Here is a 16,689-nt window from a genome sequence, read left to right as displayed (position 1 = left end):
TTTTTCAGGTTTATGCCTACATTTACGATATGGAAACTACCCCGAATTTCAGAAAGATTATCCACGTGGATATGGATGCGTTTTATGCTTCCGTAGAGCAAATGGATAATCCGGAATTAAAGGGAAAACCGGTAGCCGTTGGTGGAAGTGAAGTCAGAGGAGTGGTTTCAGCGGCAAGTTATGAAGCCCGTAAATTTGGCGTTCGAAGTGCGATGAGTGGTTATATGGCGCGCAAAAACTGTCCGGAACTTATTTTTGTTCGTCCCCGCTTTGACCGGTATAAAGAAATCTCTAAAAAAATCCGGAAAATATTTTACGAATATACCGATCTGGTAGAACCGCTTTCGCTGGACGAGGCCTATCTGGACGTAACGGAGAATAAAAAAGGGAATCCGAGTGCCACGCTAATCGCGCAGGAAATCCGGAAACGTATTTTTGAGGAAATCGGACTAACGGCTTCAGCGGGAATTTCGGTAAATAAATTCCTGGCAAAAGTAGCCAGTGACTATAACAAACCCAACGGACAAAAAACGATTAATCCTGAAGAAATAATCCAATTTCTCGAAGAACTGGATATTAAAAAATTCTACGGTATTGGGAAAGTAACAGCCGAAAAAATGTACCAGAGTGGCATTTTTACCGGAAAAGATTTAAAAGCAAAATCGCTGGATTATCTGGAGGAACATTTTGGAAAAAGCGGAACCCATTATTACAATATTGTAAGAGGTATTCATAATAGTGCGGTAAAACCGGATCGAATGTTAAAATCGGTTGGCGCCGAAAGAACTTTTAATGTCAACTTATCGTCCGAAATTTTTATGGTTGAAAAGCTGGAAAATATCGCAAATGAATTAGAAAAACGACTGAAGTCTTATAAAATAGCCGGAAAAACGGTAACGTTAAAGATCAAATATTCCGATTTCACACTACAAACGCGAAGCAAAACGCTACCGTATTTTATAGCCGATAAAGCTCTGATTCTGGAAGCGGCGAAAGAATTGCTGTATCAGGAGAAAATGAAAGATTCCGTACGCTTACTAGGTATTTCGTTACACAACCTGAATACGGAAATCAAAAAAACTATTGCCGTACAATTGCGGTTTGACTTTTAAAAAAAAACCTGCCGATTGCGACAGGTTTGTACTATTTTATAATCATGTGGATTAGCTGATTTGAGAAATACGCAGGGTGTTAACCATCCCTTTATCAATTACCGGCATGGCGGCCAGGTTAATCATCATATCGTCTTCTTTTACAAATCCTTTTTCTTTTGAAATGCGGTTGATGTCTTCTACGGTATCATCGGTGCTCACCAATTTGTCGTAGTAGAACGTATGAACACCCCAAAGTAAACCCAATTGGGTCACAATTTTTTTATTGGATGTAAATACCAAAATGTGAGAATGAGGGCGCCAGGCCGAAATCTGGAAGGCCGTATAACCACTATTGGTTAGTGTTGAAATCGCTTTTGCATCGATATCATTAGCCATCAAAGCGGCGTGGTAACAGATCGATTTAGTAATATAGCGTTTGGTTCGAACTAATGGTGGATTTTGCGGAACCTTGATTAGCGGTGAATTTTCAACACTTTCGATAATCTGAGTCATTTTTTCAATTACTTGCACCGGATAGTTTCCTACGGAAGTTTCTCCGGAAAGCATTACCGCATCGGCACCATCCATAACCGAGTTGGCTACGTCGTTTACTTCGGCACGGGTTGGTGTTAAACTGGTGATCATCGTTTCCATCATCTGTGTTGCGATAATAACCGGAATACGGGCTGTTTTGGCACGGTGAACCAGTTTTTTCTGGATTAACGGAACTTCCTGAGCCGGAATTTCCACACCAAGATCTCCACGGGCAACCATTAGTCCGTCGGCAAAAGCAACGATTTTATCAATATTTTCAACCGCTTCGGGTTTTTCAATTTTAGCGATAATCGGAATTTTATGATCGGAATGTTTGGCAATTAAATCCTGAAGATCCTCCAGATCTTTTGGTGTTCTAACAAACGATAAGGCAATCCAGTCCACTTGATTTTCAATAGCGAAAATCGCATCGCGGATGTCTTTTTCCGTTAAAGCCGGTAATGAAACTTTAGTGTTTGGGAGGTTTACTCCTTTTTTCGATTTCAACGGACCACCTTGAATGACCACGGTTTTTACCTCAGTGTTTTTATCGGTTTCCAGTACTTCAAAAATCAGTTTTCCGTCATCCAAAAGAATACGCTCTCCGGGATTTACATCTTTTGGAAACTCTTTGTAATTCATATACACCCTTTCGGCAGTTCCCAGAATATCTTCAGCAGTAGTAAATGTAATGGTATCACCTTTACTCACTACTACGTCTTCTTTCATGACACCGACGCGAAGTTTTGGACCTTGCAGGTCGGCAAGAATAGAAGTGGTATAACCAAATTCATCGTTTAGTCCTCTAATAATATCGATACGTTCTTTAACATCCGTATAATCAGCGTGAGAAAAATTAATTCGGAAGACATTTACTCCTGTATCAATCATTTCTTTTATTATTTCTCTTGTACTACAAGCAGGGCCAAGTGTCGCTACGATTTTTGTCTTTTTTCTTGTCAGCATTGGTATTAGAAAATTAAATTATTTTTCGATTTTAGTTTGTTTTGTTCAATTTTATAGGCCGTGGTAATCTGTTTGATTGTCAACAGTTGATCAATCAATTGGTCCAGGTCAAAAAAATCGTCTGTGTTTTCAATTTTTATGATATAATCCACTTTTTTGAGCTCTGGCAACAGATATATGTTGGTTGCGATATCAAATTCCGTTTCCTCAAAAAGGGATGTGGCTTTCGTTTGTCGGGTAACCAGCGTTGTTTTATTTGGAATCAGATTCCAGAATAATTCATGTGCTTCGTCGTCGAAAATAAAGCGGGTAAAATGACTTTTTCCTTCCGGTACCTGAATACCGATATCCTTGCTGCTTTTTTCGAATGTAACGGGAAGCTTCTGGTTGATAAAATAGGCTAACCGATAGTCTTCCAGAGTCGAATGAATTGCAATCAATTCATAATCTTCGGAGATAAAATCGTTAATCAGTAGTTTATGAATAGCCATATTCTTTGAAAAAAATCCAGAGGTAAAGATACTACATTAAAGATTTAAAAAACAGGAAAGTAAGGTTGTTAACGATAATTTAGCAAAGACGGCACTTACTTTTTGTTAATTTTTTCCTGGAATGCGAAATAGGCACGTTGCGAGGCTTTTTCCTCGGCCTTTTTCTTGGAAGTAGCTCTGGCTTTGGCTATGATTTTATTGTCGATCTTTAGTTTTACGCCAAAATATTTGATTCCTTCGTTACCGTTATCTTCGAAAACGTCGTACTGGAAGGTATGTTTTTCTTTCTGACACCATTCGATTAACAGGCTTTTGTAGCTGATTACTTTTCCTTCGAGTTTGGCAATATCCACATACGGAACGATCACTTTTTTATGGATAAATTTCTCGCAATAGGTAAAGCCGCGATCCAGATAAATAGCGCCGATTAAGGCTTCAAATAAATTGCCGTGGATGTTTTCGCCAAAGTGCTGTGTCGATACTTTGCTTTCCACATGTCGGATCAGGTTCAGGTCTTTGCCGAGTTCGTTCAAATGTTCGCGACTCACGATTTTAGACCGCATTTTGGTCAGATAACCTTCGTCGCCGGTTGGAACTTTATTGAACAAATGTGCCGCAATTACCGATCCGAGCATGGCGTCCCCTAAAAATTCCAGGCGTTCATAATTCATCGGATTGCCTTCATCATCAGATTTATTCATCGAACGATGGGTAAATGCCTTGCGGTAATGAATCATGTTTAGGGGTTTGAACCCTAGTATTTTAGAAACTTCATCAAAAAAAATCCCGTCTTCATTAGAGCGGGAATTTGAAAATATTTTTTTGATAATACGCATTACAAGACTACAGATCCAATTTTTTTACAAGTACACAAGCATTGTGACCACCAAAACCAAACGTATTGCTCATAACCACTTTCATGTCTCTTTTCTGAGCCTGGTTAAAAGTAAAATTCAATTTACTGTCGATGTTTTCATCGTCTGTAAAATGGTTGATAGTTGGTGGAACGATTCCGTGTACGATCGAAAGAATAGAAGCTATGGCTTCGATAGCTCCGGCAGCACCTAGCAAGTGACCGGTCATCGATTTGGTAGCGTTCAGGTTTAGCGTATAGGCATGTTCGCCAAATACGTGTTGGATTGCTTTACTTTCGGCAATATCACCAAGAGGTGTCGATGTACCGTGCATATTCACACCGTCTACGTCGGTAGGTTGTAAACCGGCATCGCGTAAACAGTTTAACATTACGTTTTTCGCACCAAAACCTTCCGGATGTGGAGCGGTAATGTGATGTGCATCAGCCGACATACCACCACCACCTATTTCACAATAGATTCGGGCGCCACGGGCAACAGCATGATCGTATTCTTCCAATACCAAAGCACCGGCACCTTCACCTAAAACAAAACCTTCACGGTCTTTGTCCATCGGACGGGAAGCTGTTTTTGGATCATCATTTCGGGTCGATAAAGCATGCATAGCGTTAAAACCTCCCATTCCGGCAATAGTAACAGCAGCTTCCGATCCTCCTGTAACCATCACATCGGCATGTCCTAAACGGATGTAGTTAAAGGCATCGATAAGCGCATTAGTAGAAGAAGCACAAGCGGATACCGTAGTAAAGTTTGGTCCTCTAAAACCATATTTGATGGAAATATGACCACCGGCAATATCGGCAATCATTTTAGGGATAAAGAACGGGTTGAATTTCGGGATTCCGCTACTTCTGGCAAAATCAATAACTTCCTGTTGGAAGGTTTCCAATCCGCCAATTCCGGATCCCCAAATTACACCTACTCTGTCTTTGTCTAATTTATCAAAATTGAAATTCGCATCGTTAACCGCTTCTTCTGATGACACCATTGCATATTGTGCATAGCGATCCATTTTTCGAGCTTCTTTACGATCTATGAAATTCTCAACATTAAAACCTTTTAATTCGCAGGCGAATTGTGTCTTGAAGTTGGAGGCATCAAAATAAGTAATTGGAGCAGCTCCGCTTACACCGTTAATAAGACCATTCCAGTATTCCTGAATATTGTTTCCAATAGGAGTAAGAGCACCTAATCCTGTTACTACAACTCGTCTTAATTTCATACGTTCAATTTTATAGTTTCAATTTAAACAAAAATACCCATGTTGTTTTCTTTTATAAACTAAAGGAAACATGGGCAATTTGATAGTATATTTAATGATTGTTGCCAATCAGTTGTATTTCTTAACCAAATACCGTTGAAAAATAATAACACCCATGTATTCACAGTAAAACCGGAATACATGGGATTAATGAGGTTATTATTTTTTAGCTTCTTCTATGTAAGAGATAGCTTGGCCAACAGTAGAAATGTTTTCAGCTTGGTCATCTGGAATTTGAATATCGAATTCTTTTTCGAACTCCATAATAAGCTCAACAGTGTCTAATGAATCAGCTCCTAAATCGTTAGTGAAGCTTGCTTCCGTTACAACTTCGTTTTCGTCAACACCTAATTTGTCTACGATAATCGCTTTTACTCTTGATGCAATGTCTGACATAATCTTTAATTTTAAAATTTAATTTGTTGGCAAAAATAAAAAACTTTATTTTAAAACAACATTTTAGTTAATAAATGTAGCTACGAAAATAAAAAATTAATTTGAAAAGGCTCTCAAAAACTGTTTAATATCATTTATTATTCTTTTTTTTGCGGTCTGAAAAACAAAGGATAAATGAGAAAGATCGTCATATTTGCCTCGGGTTCGGGAAGCAATGCAGAAAAAATAATTTTACACTTTAAAAATAGTAATTTAGGGCTTGTTTCGGCCGTTTTTTCGAACAAACCGGATGCAAAAGTGTTGGAGAAATCCCAAAATTTAGGAATTTCGACTGTCGTTTTCGACAAAAATGCGCTTTCAGACGGTACGGTTTTGGCGAAAATTAAGGCGATCGATCCCGATTTAATCGTTTTGGCAGGCTTCCTTTGGAAGTTTCCGGAATCGATTATCGAACAATATCCCGGGAAAATTATTAACATTCACCCGGCTCTATTGCCAAAGTACGGCGGAAAAGGAATGTATGGGATGAATGTACACCGCGCCATACTCGAAAATGGCGAAAAAGAAACCGGTATTACGATACATTATGTAAACGAGCATTATGATGAAGGCGGAATTGTGTTTCAGGCAACCGTATCGGTAGCCGATTGTACCACGCCGGAAGCCATAGCGGCAAAAGTTCAGGAGTTGGAACACGAACATTTTCCTATAGTAATCGAAAACCTATTAAAAGCATAAGGTGCAGTCTCACGAAGTACATATATATACAGACGGTGCGGCAAAAGGAAATCCGGGCCCTGGCGGTTATGGCGTAATCCTGCAATGGGTGGGTAAACCGTATAAAAAAGAATTTTACGAAGGATTCCGGTTAACAACCAATAACCGAATGGAATTGCTGGCGGTAATTGTGGGCCTGGAAAAACTTAAAATCCAGGGAACTAGTGTTCTGGTGGTTTCGGATTCCAAATATGTAGTCGATTCCGTTTTAAAAGGATGGGTATTCGGATGGGAAAAGAAAAACTTCGAAGGTAAGAAAAATCCCGATCTATGGATGCGTTTTCTAAAGATATACCGCAAACACCGTGTCGATTTCAAATGGATCAAAGGACATAACAATCATCCTCAAAATGAGCGTTGTGACCAGTTGGCGGTAATGGCTTCGCAACAGGAAAAACTTTCGGTAGATACCTATTACGAAAAAGTGCAGCAGGATTAACGATCGTATTGTGAAATTTTACCATTACTTTGTGAGGCTGAACCGTTGCAACTCTGAAACTTATGAAGTATATTTGCACCCTAATTTTCAACACGTTTTATGAACAAACTATTAATTGTAGGTACCGTTGCGTTTGATGCGATTGAAACGCCATTCGGAAAAACTGACAAGATTCTAGGTGGAGCGGCAACGTATATCGGATTGTCGGCGTCATTTTTTAATATAAAATCAGCTATCGTTTCGGTTGTAGGAGAAGATTTTCCGGAAGCGTATTTGGACTTGCTTCGAAATAAAAACATCGATATTTCGGGAGTAGAAGTGGTTAAAGGTGGAAAAACGTTCTTTTGGAGCGGACGCTACCATAACGATCTGAATTCCAGAGATACCTTAGATACCCAATTAAATGTATTAGCGGATTTCCAACCGAAAGTACCGGCCGATTATACCGATGCCGATGTGGTTATGTTAGGAAACCTGCACCCAATTGTACAAAGCAGTGTTCTGGATCAGATGACAACACGTCCGAAGTTGGTGGTATTGGATACCATGAATTTCTGGATGGATTGTGCACTACCGGAATTACTGGACGTAATGAAACGAGTAGATGTAATTACCATTAACGATGAGGAAGCGCGTCAGTTATCAGGAGAATATTCCTTGGTTAAAGCGGCTGCCAAAATCCATACAATGGGGCCAAAATATGTAGTGATCAAAAAAGGAGAACACGGCGCGTTATTGTTCCATGATAAAGACGTTTTCTTTGCGCCGGCTTTACCGCTGGAGGAAGTTTTTGATCCGACCGGAGCCGGAGATACTTTCGCAGGAGGATTCTCAGGATTTATTGCACAAAGCGAAAACATTTCGTTTGGCAATATGAAAAATGCAATTGTATACGGTTCGAATTTAGCTTCGTTCTGTGTAGAAGAATTCGGGACACAACGTATGGAGCGTTTGGAAAAACACGAAGTACTATCCCGACTACAACAGTTTAAAGCGTTGACACAGTTCGACATCGCATTACAAGATTAACGGAAACATCCGAAGCCTCGAAACGGGGCTTTTTTTATTAATACACAACAACAACACAACAACTATGAGTGACGCAATAAAACACGAGTGTGGCATTGCCCTTTTACGATTAAAAAAACCATTATCCTTTTATAAAGAAAAATATGGTTCTGCATTCTACGGAATACAGAAAATGTATCTCTTAATGGAGAAGCAACATAACAGAGGACAGGATGGAGCCGGTTTGGCAAGTATTAAACTGGATGTGGAACCGGGAGAGCGCTATATTAGCAGAATCCGTTCCAATCAGTCGCAGCCGATTCAGGATATTTTTGCGCAAATCAATCAGCGTATTAACGAAGAATTGACTGCGCATCCGGAATATAATGACAACGTGGATTTACAAAAACAGGAAATCCCTTATATAGGAGAATTGTTTTTGGGACACGTACGTTATGGGACTTTTGGTAAAAACAGTATCGAAAGTGTCCACCCGTTTTTACGTCAGAACAACTGGATGCATCGCAACCTGATTGTAGCCGGAAACTTTAATATGACCAATGTTAAAGAATTGTTCGACGATTTGGTTCGATTGGGACAACATCCGAAAGAAATGGCTGATACGGTTACCGTAATGGAAAAAATCGGACACTTTTTGGATGATGAAGTAACCGATTTGTACCAGCAATGTAAAAACGAAGGACTAAGTAAAAGAGAAGCGTCACCGGAAATTGCAGAACGTTTGGACATTGCCCGTATTTTACGACGCGCGTCCAAAAACTGGGACGGTGGATATGCTATGGCGGGACTTTTAGGGCATGGCGATGCATTTGTAACCCGTGATCCGGCTGGAATCCGTCCGGCATTCTATTATCAGGACGACGAAATCGTAGTTGTGGCATCCGAAAGACCGGTAATTCAAACCGTATTTAATGTGCCGTTTGAAGCTATCCGTGAAATCACACCGGGACATGCGATTATCGTTAAAAAAGACGGACGCGTACTGGACGAGCAAATTCGCGAAGCCTTACCGTTAAAAGCCTGTTCGTTCGAAAGAATTTATTTCTCAAGAGGAAGCGATGCCGAAATTTATCAGGAACGCAAAGAATTAGGGAAATTGATCATGCCTGCGGTTCTGGAAGCAATCGGAAACGATACCGATAATACGGTGTTTTCCTATATTCCGAATACAGCGGAAACCTCCTTTTATGGAATGGTTGAGGCCGCGCAGGATTTTTTAAACCAACGTAAGATTTCCGATATTTTAGCGAATAAGGAAGTGCTGACAGCCGAAAAATTACAGGATATACTATCGGTAAAACTCCGAACAGAAAAAGTAGCGATTAAAGATGCGAAACTCCGCACCTTTATTACCGAAGATAGTAGCCGCGACGATTTGGTAGCGCACGTATACGATGTAACTTATGGGGTGATCAAACCAAGCGACAATCTAGTGATCATCGATGATAGTATTGTACGGGGAACAACCTTGAAAAAGAGTATTATCAAGATGATGGATCGTTTGCATCCGAAGAAAATCGTAATTGTCTCTTCGGCACCGCAAATCCGTTATCCGGATTGTTACGGAATTGATATGGCGAAGTTGGAAGGTTTAATCGCATTTCAGGCTACATTAGAGTTGTTAAAAGAGCGCAATCTATACCATTTGGTAGACGAAGTGTACCAAAAATCAAAAGCGCAGGAAAACTTCCCGGATAGTGAAGTGGTCAACTATGTAAAAGAAATTTATGCACCGTTTACGGATCAGGAAATTTCTGACAAAATCGCCGAGATGTTAACTTCGTCGGATGTTAATGCTGAAGTGAAAATCATTTTCCAGACCGTGGCGAATTTACACACGGCTTGTCCGAAAAATTTAGGGGATTGGTATTTCACAGGTGACTATCCAACCAATGGTGGTAATCGCGTAGTGAACCGTGCTTTTATGAATTTTTACGAAGGTAAAGACGCCCGCGCGTACTAACAAGTAGTTAAAAACACGCTTTTTATCGAATTTATTAGTAGATAATCTGATTTTTTTGATAGCAAAAAGCATTGACAATACATTTGTATCACCATAGCATTAGTAGGTTAAGTTTATGGTAGATTTGGGGCAAAAAGGGTGGAATTCTATTCCACCTTTTTATTTTATGATCAATAAAAAACCCCGACAGTAATACCATCGGGGCTATTTGTAGTTGTTATTTTAGATTATTTTGCAGCTGCATAACGTTTTGCTACTTCAGCCCAGTTAATCACATTGAAAAACGCCTCAATATAATCCGGTCTTCTGTTTTGATAGTGCAAATAGTAGGCATGTTCCCAAACGTCCATTCCTAAAATAGGAGTTCCGCCACATCCGATACCGGGCATTAACGGGTTGTCCTGATTTGGAGTGCCACAAACATCCAGTTTTCCACCTTTCTGAACACATAGCCATGCCCATCCGGAACCAAATTGTGTCGCACCAGCTTTTGAAAACTGCGCTTTAAATTCGTCAAAAGAACCAAAAGAAGCATTAATAGCCTCTGCTAATTCTCCAGTCGGTAATCCGCCTCCGTTTGGTGACATTACTTCCCAGAATAAATTGTGATTGTAAAAACCACCACCGTTATTACGAACAGCTGCTTTAGACAAATCAAGACCGTTAAGGATTTCTTCGATGGTTTTGCCTTCTAAATCCGTTCCTGCGATTGCAGCGTTTAAATTCGTAGTATAAGCATTGTGATGTTTAGAATGGTGAATCTCCATTGTACGGGCATCAATATGAGGCTCTAACGCGTCATAGGCATATGGAAGTTTTGGTAATTCGAAAGCCATAGTATTTTTATTTAAAGATTAGTATTAATTTTATTCAAAATTATAAATTATACTTTGGAATAAAAAATAGTAATTTTCTATTCTGATATTGGTAATGCCAATATAAACATTTCTTAATTGTGGAGAAAACTGCTTTTTCAATTTATGACGCTTCCGCCGGATCGGGAAAAACCTATATGCTTGTCAAAGAGTATCTTAAAATTTTATTGACAGCGGATTCGAATGATGCGTATAAAAAAATTCTGGCCATAACCTTTACCAATAAAGCCGTAGAGGAAATGAAAACCCGGATTGTAAACGGTTTGTCGGAGTTTTCAAAACCCGATACCAGCGACAAAGCTTTGGAGTTGATGAAGGATATTTCGGCGGAAACGCGGTTAAGTCTGGCGACAATTCAGGACAAATCGAAAGCGATCATCAAAAATATTATCCATAATTATGCGTCTTTTGATATTTCTACGATTGATAAATTTACTCATAAAGTAATTCGTGCTTTTGCACACGATCTGAATTTACCGGTAACCTTTGATGTTTCGCTCGAAACCGATTCGCTTTTAATGGAAGCCGTGGATGCCATAGTGGCCAAAGCGGGAGAAGAAAACGAATTGACAAACTTGTTGGTCGATTTTTCGGTGGATAAAACCGATAACGACAGAAGTTGGGATGTGACCGGCGAATTGTTGGATGTAGGGCGATTATTACTCAATGAAAACAACCGGAACGAGATTCATAATTTCGAGGATAAATCGATTGGGGAGTTTCTGGAGGTTAAAGCTAAACTAAAAGAAGCCGTGTCGCATCTTGATGCCGATAGTGTCGCTAAGGCGGATGAAGCCATGGCGCTGATCGAAAGTAAAGGAATCGATCTTAAATCATTTTCCCGCGGAACGTTTCCCAATCATTTGGGGTATATCCAAAAAGGCGAATTAAAAAGTTCGCATAAAAAGTTTCGGGAGATCGATGATATTGCGATTAATAAAACAGCAAAAGATAAGGACATAATCGAGTCGATTTCCGGAGAGTTGATTGCTATTTTGGATGCGGTCTATAAAAATTACGAAAAAAAGAATTTTTATACGGCTTTCTTAAAAAACATAACGCCATTGTCGTTGTTAAACTCGATTAGTCAGGAGTTGGAACGGATTCAGAAAGAACAAAACATACTGTCGATTTCGGAGTTTAACGCGATTATTTATAAAGAAATTCAAAACCAGCCGGCACCGTTTATTTATGAACGTCTGGGCGAACGCTACCGTCATTTTTTTATCGACGAATTTCAGGATACATCCGAAATGCAATGGCATAATCTGATTCCGCTAATCGACAATGCACTGGCCAGTGAAGATTTGTCGGGCGTACGCGGATCGCTAATGATTGTAGGCGATCCAAAACAGTCCATTTACCGTTGGCGCGGTGGAAAAGCAGAACAGTTTATTGCGCTGAGTAAATGCCATAATCCGTTTTCAAACCCGGATAAAAAACTCGTCCGACTGGAGAAAAATTATAGGAGTTACTCGGAAATCATTCAGTTTAACAACGCTTTTTTTGCGATGCTGGCCGATGAGTTTTCAAACGAAGACTATCAGGATTTGTATCGCAATCACAGTCGTCAGGAAAACAATTCCAAAATAGGCGGCTATGTCAATATTTCGTTTATTCCCGAAACGGTGGAAGTAACCGATGACGATGGAGAAGAAACAAACGACAAAGAACAGTTATACCTAAAAGCGACCTTAAAAACAATATACGAGGTCGTTGCAAAAGGATATGCCTACAAAGATATAGTGTTGCTCACGCGAAAGCGATCGTCAGGTGTCGCGTTGGCAAATTACCTTACCGAAAACGGAATCAAGATATTATCGTCCGAAACCTTGCTGATCGAAAATGCAACCGAAGTACGATTGATTTTAAACGTGCTGCGTTACCTGAAAAACAACAACGACAAAGAGTCCAAAGCAGCCTTTTTATATTTTGTGGCGCGGCATCGTCAAAACAAGTTGCCAATTCACGATTGTATTGAACAGGGGATGCAACAGGAAACGGAAGCGGCCCTCGAAAACTGGTTACGGGAACTCGGAATCGGAATTTCATTTGATGAATGCAGGAAGAAATCGCTCTATGAAACCGTTGAAATTATAATTGCCGCTTTTATAAAAGAAAAAAGCACCATTTCCTATGTGCAGTACTTTTTGGATCTGGTATTGGAAAGAGACGTGCGAACCCAGTCCGGTATTGCAGATTTTCTCGATTACTGGGATAAAAACGGATCCAAGTTTAGTATTCCGTCGCCTGAAGGAAACAATGCGGTTCGTATCATGACGATCCATAAATCCAAGGGATTGGAATTTCCGGTGGTGATCTTTCCGTTTGCAGAAGAAAACTATGCTGCGGCACCGCGGAATAAGATGTGGCTCGAAATGGAAGAAGACGAATTTGCGATTTCCAGAGCTTTGGTCGATGCTAAAAAAGAAGTATCGGAATACGGTGGAAAAGCAGCCGAAGTCTATGAAGAAAAAAGTCAGCAGGACATTCTGGATAACATCAATGTTTTGTATGTGGCGCTCACCCGTGCCGAAGAACAATTATATATTATTACCGGACGTAACATCAGTAGTAAAGGGGAATTACAAAATAACATGTCATCGTTCTTTATTAAATACCTCGATTTTCAAGGTGTTTATAATGATGATAGCATGGTGTTTGAATTCGGAGAACCGAACCGACAGTCGATAGGAGGAAGTTACACCGATACGCAGCAGCTAATTGTAGAAGTAAACGAAAAGCTAAATCCAAAAGCCATCAAGATTGCCCAACGGGAAGCATTGATGTGGGGAACGACACAGGAAAAAGCAATTGAATTCGGAAATATACTACACGAAATACTATCGTTTATCAAAACCAAAAACGACATTCCGCTGGCTTTGATCAAAGCGCAGGAAACCGGATTGATTGTCCGGATGCAAAAAGAAACCGTCGAACAGACGTTGCATACGATTGTAGACCACGAAGAGCTACGGCTGTTTTTCGAAGAAGCCGATGCCATTTATAACGAACAAAGTATTATTAAAAAAGACAGTCGGACCATTAAGCCTGATCGCGTGGTTATACGCGGAAAAACGGCTTATTTACTGGATTATAAAACCGGAGCGCATCAGGCAAAATACGCCCGTCAGCTGGAAGAATACGAACTCGCCTTGCAGGAAATGGGCTATGAGGTTGCGAAAAAAACACTGGTATATATAGGGGAAACGTTAAATGTGATACATTTGTAACCGGAATAATAATAACCGAATAAACAGCATATCATGTACGGAAAAATTAAAGCGCATTTAGAGAACGAATTAAATGCCATTCAGGATAACGGATTGTTTAAAAAAGAACGTATCATCACATCGTCACAAGGTGCGGAAATCACCATTTCGACCGGAGAAACCGTCTTGAATTTTTGTGCGAACAACTACCTCGGATTGTCATCGCATCCGGAAGTGGTTCAGGCGGCAAAAGACGCTTTGGATACACACGGATTCGGAATGTCGTCCGTTCGTTTTATCTGTGGTACGCAGGATATTCATAAAACATTAGAGCGAAAAATTGCCGATTTCTATGGTACGGAAGATACCATACTGTATGCGGCTGCTTTTGATGCCAATGGAGGTGTTTTTGAACCGTTGTTGGGGGAGGAAGATGCTATCATTTCCGATAGTTTAAACCACGCTTCAATCATCGATGGGGTGCGTTTGTGTAAGGCGGCCCGTTACCGTTATGAAAATAATAATATGGCCGATTTGGAGCAACAATTGATCAAAGCCAATGAAGAAGGAAGACGCTTTAAATTGATTGTAACCGATGGTGTTTTTTCGATGGATGGATTGGTAGCACCATTGGATAAAATCTGCGATTTAGCTGACAAATACGATGCGATGGTGATGGTAGACGAATGTCACGCAGCCGGATTTATCGGAGCGACCGGAAAAGGTACGTTGGAAGCTAAAAATGTAATGGGGCGTGTGGATATTATAACCGGAACATTAGGGAAAGCCTTAGGTGGCGCTATGGGTGGTTATACAACGGCCAAAAAAGAAATAATCGAAATTTTAAGACAGCGTTCAAGACCGTATTTGTTTTCAAATTCATTGGCACCGTCTATAGTGGGCGCGTCGATTAAAGTTTTTGAATTGTTGGAAAAAGATACTACATTGCGCGACAAACTGGAGTGGAATACCAATTATTTTAAAGTAGGAATGAAAGCGGCCGGATTTGATATCATCGATGGCGACTCAGCAATTGTGCCGGTAATGCTTTATGATGCAAAACTTTCGCAAGTAATGGCAGATGAATTACTTAAAAAAGGAATCTATGTAATTGGTTTCTTTTTTCCGGTGGTTCCAAAAGATAAAGCAAGAATTCGGGTACAATTATCTGCAGCCCATTCTAAAGAGCATTTAGACAAGGCTATAAGTGCTTTTACAGAGGTTGGAAAGGCATTGGAAGTAATTCGGTAAGAAGTTTTTAGTAAGAAAAAGCGAATTTTTTAACAAATTGCTTTGTAGTTAATATTTTACATCTTACTTTTGCTCTAATTATAACGTATTGTAATTAAATAAAAAAAGTATGAGACATCTAAACAAATTATTCGTAGCAGCATTGATGTTTGCGGGTCTAAGTTCGCAGGCTCAGGATAGCAATAACCCTTGGGCTATTACTATTGGTGCGAATGCTGTAGACACTAGATTCAGTGCTAGCAAGAAATTAGAAGACCAGTTTTCACAGTATTTTAACGCAAAAGCCAACTGGAACATTATTCCATCAGTATCTTTTGTTAACGTTTCCAGACACATTGGAGATAACTTCTCTTTTGGTGTAACGGGATCGGTAAACAAAATCACTAAGTTTGTTGAGCCAAGAGTTACAGTTCCTGGTGATTACAATGTAGTGAATCCTGGAGATTTATCTTACTACGGAATTGATGGGGTTATTAACTATAGCTTCATGAACCTTATCGGATCTAAAGTTATTGATCCGTCTGCACACATCGGTGGAGGTTACACATTCTTCGGTGATGCTAGTACAGGAACCGTTAACGGAGGTTTAGGATTAACGTTCTGGTTCTCTGAAAACGTAGGTTTATCATTCCGTTCAACTTACAAACATTCATTTGATGAGACAAGAGATCCGTCAGTAGACGTTCCTTCTCACATGCAACACTTCGCAGGGATTACTTTCAAATTTGGAGGTAAAGATACAGACGGAGACGGAATCTATGATAAAGATGACGCTTGTCCGGATGTACCTGGTTTAAAAGAATTCCAGGGTTGTCCTGATACAGACGGAGACGGAATTCCTGATAAAGATGACGCTTGTCCAGATGTAGCTGGTCCTAAAGAATTCCAGGGTTGTCCTGATACAGACGGAGACGGAATTCCTGATAAAGACGATGCTTGTCCTGAAGTAGCTGGTCCAAAACAATTCAACGGATGTCCTGATACAGACGGTGATGGTGTGCCAGATAACGTAGACAAATGTCCAAACGTAAAAGGTCCTAAAGAAAACGGTGGTTGTCCTTGGCCAGATAGAGATGGTGACGGTGTAGCTGATAAAGATGATAAATGTCCAGATGTTAAAGGAACTGTTGCTAACAACGGATGTCCTGAAGTTTCTGACGAGACTATCAAAAAATTAAATGCTTACGCTAAAACGATCTTGTTCAACTCTGGTAAAGCTTCTTTCCAAAAACAAACTTTCCCTGTGTTACAGTCAATCACTGCAATCTTAAAAGAGTATCCAAACTCTAGATTCAGCATCGAAGGACACACAGATAGCGATGGTAAAGATGCATTCAACCAAAAATTATCTGAAGACAGAGCTAAAGCTGTTAAAGATTATTTAATCGAAAACGGAATTGACTCCGATAGATTGTCTTCAATCGGATATGGTGAGTCTAAACCAATCGATACAAATAAAACAGCTAAAGGTAAAGCAAACAACAGACGTGTTGAGGTTAAATTAATCAAATAATTTCCCACACAAA

14 protein-coding genes are annotated in these 16,689 nt (G+C 39.9%); 8 read left to right on the top strand and 6 right to left on the bottom strand.

Features of this window, described 5'->3' with window-relative positions; genetic code table 11:
- Nucleotides 1-29 precede the first annotated feature (29 nt).
- Nucleotides 30-1,112 (top strand): DNA polymerase IV, encoded by a 1,083-nt coding sequence (gene dinB, locus E6C50_RS12035; protein WP_136403478.1) that lies wholly within the window; start codon nt 30-32, stop codon nt 1,110-1,112.
- 51 nt (nt 1,113-1,163) lie between these two features.
- Here dinB and pyk read toward each other — a convergent pair whose 3' ends face one another.
- The 5 genes from pyk to E6C50_RS12010 all read right to left on the bottom strand — a co-directional run bounded on the left by pyk (nt 1,164) and on the right by E6C50_RS12010 (nt 5,617).
- Entirely contained in the window at nt 1,164-2,594 is a 1,431-nt protein-coding gene (gene pyk / locus E6C50_RS12030) for a pyruvate kinase (protein ID WP_136403477.1), read from the bottom strand.
- Between the two features lie 5 nt (nt 2,595-2,599).
- Complete coding sequence (locus E6C50_RS12025; protein ID WP_136403476.1) at nt 2,600-3,085, bottom strand: IPExxxVDY family protein; 486 nt, start codon at nt 3,083-3,085, stop codon at nt 2,600-2,602.
- A 95-nt stretch (nt 3,086-3,180) separates the two neighbouring features.
- A complete protein-coding gene (rnc, locus tag E6C50_RS12020; protein ID WP_136403475.1) occupies nt 3,181-3,921 on the bottom strand; it encodes a ribonuclease III in 741 nt (246 codons plus the stop codon).
- A 7-nt stretch (nt 3,922-3,928) separates the two neighbouring features.
- Nucleotides 3,929-5,182 carry a beta-ketoacyl-ACP synthase II gene (gene fabF / locus E6C50_RS12015; RefSeq protein ID WP_136403474.1) on the bottom strand — a complete coding sequence of 418 codons (1,254 nt, stop codon included), beginning with the start codon at nt 5,180-5,182 and terminating at the stop codon, nt 3,929-3,931.
- Nucleotides 5,183-5,380: 198 nt separating this feature from the next.
- Nucleotides 5,381-5,617, bottom strand: a complete 237-nt coding sequence (locus E6C50_RS12010) for an acyl carrier protein (RefSeq protein WP_019037482.1) — start codon at nt 5,615-5,617, stop codon at nt 5,381-5,383.
- A gap of 174 nt (nt 5,618-5,791) precedes the next feature.
- On the opposite strand from E6C50_RS12010, the gene purN reads away from it, so the two are divergent.
- The 4 genes from purN to E6C50_RS11990 all read left to right on the top strand — a co-directional run bounded on the left by purN (nt 5,792) and on the right by E6C50_RS11990 (nt 9,825).
- A complete protein-coding gene (gene purN, locus E6C50_RS12005; RefSeq protein WP_136403473.1) occupies nt 5,792-6,355 on the top strand; it encodes a phosphoribosylglycinamide formyltransferase in 564 nt (187 codons plus the stop codon).
- A gap of 1 nt (nt 6,356) precedes the next feature.
- The gene (rnhA, locus tag E6C50_RS12000; protein ID WP_136403472.1) at nt 6,357-6,833 is read left to right on the top strand and encodes a ribonuclease HI; all 477 of its coding nucleotides are present in this window, start codon (nt 6,357-6,359) and stop codon (nt 6,831-6,833) included.
- A 99-nt stretch (nt 6,834-6,932) separates the two neighbouring features.
- Nucleotides 6,933-7,862 carry a PfkB family carbohydrate kinase gene (locus E6C50_RS11995; protein ID WP_136403471.1) on the top strand — a complete coding sequence of 310 codons (930 nt, stop codon included), beginning with the start codon at nt 6,933-6,935 and terminating at the stop codon, nt 7,860-7,862.
- A 64-nt stretch (nt 7,863-7,926) separates the two neighbouring features.
- Nucleotides 7,927-9,825: an amidophosphoribosyltransferase gene (locus E6C50_RS11990; RefSeq protein ID WP_136403470.1), complete on the top strand. Its 1,899-nt coding sequence runs from the start codon at nt 7,927-7,929 to the stop codon at nt 9,823-9,825.
- Nucleotides 9,826-10,052: 227 nt separating this feature from the next.
- On the opposite strand, the gene E6C50_RS11985 is transcribed toward E6C50_RS11990, so the two are convergent.
- Nucleotides 10,053-10,661, bottom strand: a complete 609-nt coding sequence (locus E6C50_RS11985) for a superoxide dismutase (protein WP_136403469.1) — start codon at nt 10,659-10,661, stop codon at nt 10,053-10,055.
- Between the two features lie 119 nt (nt 10,662-10,780).
- Here E6C50_RS11985 and E6C50_RS11980 point away from each other — a divergent pair, with 119 nt between their 5' ends.
- From E6C50_RS11980 to E6C50_RS11970, 3 genes are all read left to right on the top strand, one after another.
- Nucleotides 10,781-13,933 (top strand): UvrD-helicase domain-containing protein, encoded by a 3,153-nt coding sequence (locus tag E6C50_RS11980; RefSeq protein WP_136403468.1) that lies wholly within the window; start codon nt 10,781-10,783, stop codon nt 13,931-13,933.
- Nucleotides 13,934-13,966: 33 nt separating this feature from the next.
- Nucleotides 13,967-15,163 (top strand): glycine C-acetyltransferase, encoded by a 1,197-nt coding sequence (gene kbl, locus E6C50_RS11975; RefSeq protein ID WP_136403467.1) that lies wholly within the window; start codon nt 13,967-13,969, stop codon nt 15,161-15,163.
- 109 nt (nt 15,164-15,272) lie between these two features.
- Nucleotides 15,273-16,676 carry an OmpA family protein gene (locus E6C50_RS11970; RefSeq protein WP_136403466.1) on the top strand — a complete coding sequence of 468 codons (1,404 nt, stop codon included), beginning with the start codon at nt 15,273-15,275 and terminating at the stop codon, nt 16,674-16,676.
- Nucleotides 16,677-16,689: the final 13 nt, after the last annotated feature.

Source organism: Flavobacterium supellecticarium (assembly GCF_004801375.1).
GTDB lineage: Bacteria > Bacteroidota > Bacteroidia > Flavobacteriales > Flavobacteriaceae > Flavobacterium > Flavobacterium supellecticarium.
The sequence above is the reverse complement of the archived record's forward strand: the minus strand, read 5'-3'. Positions and strand labels throughout refer to the sequence as shown.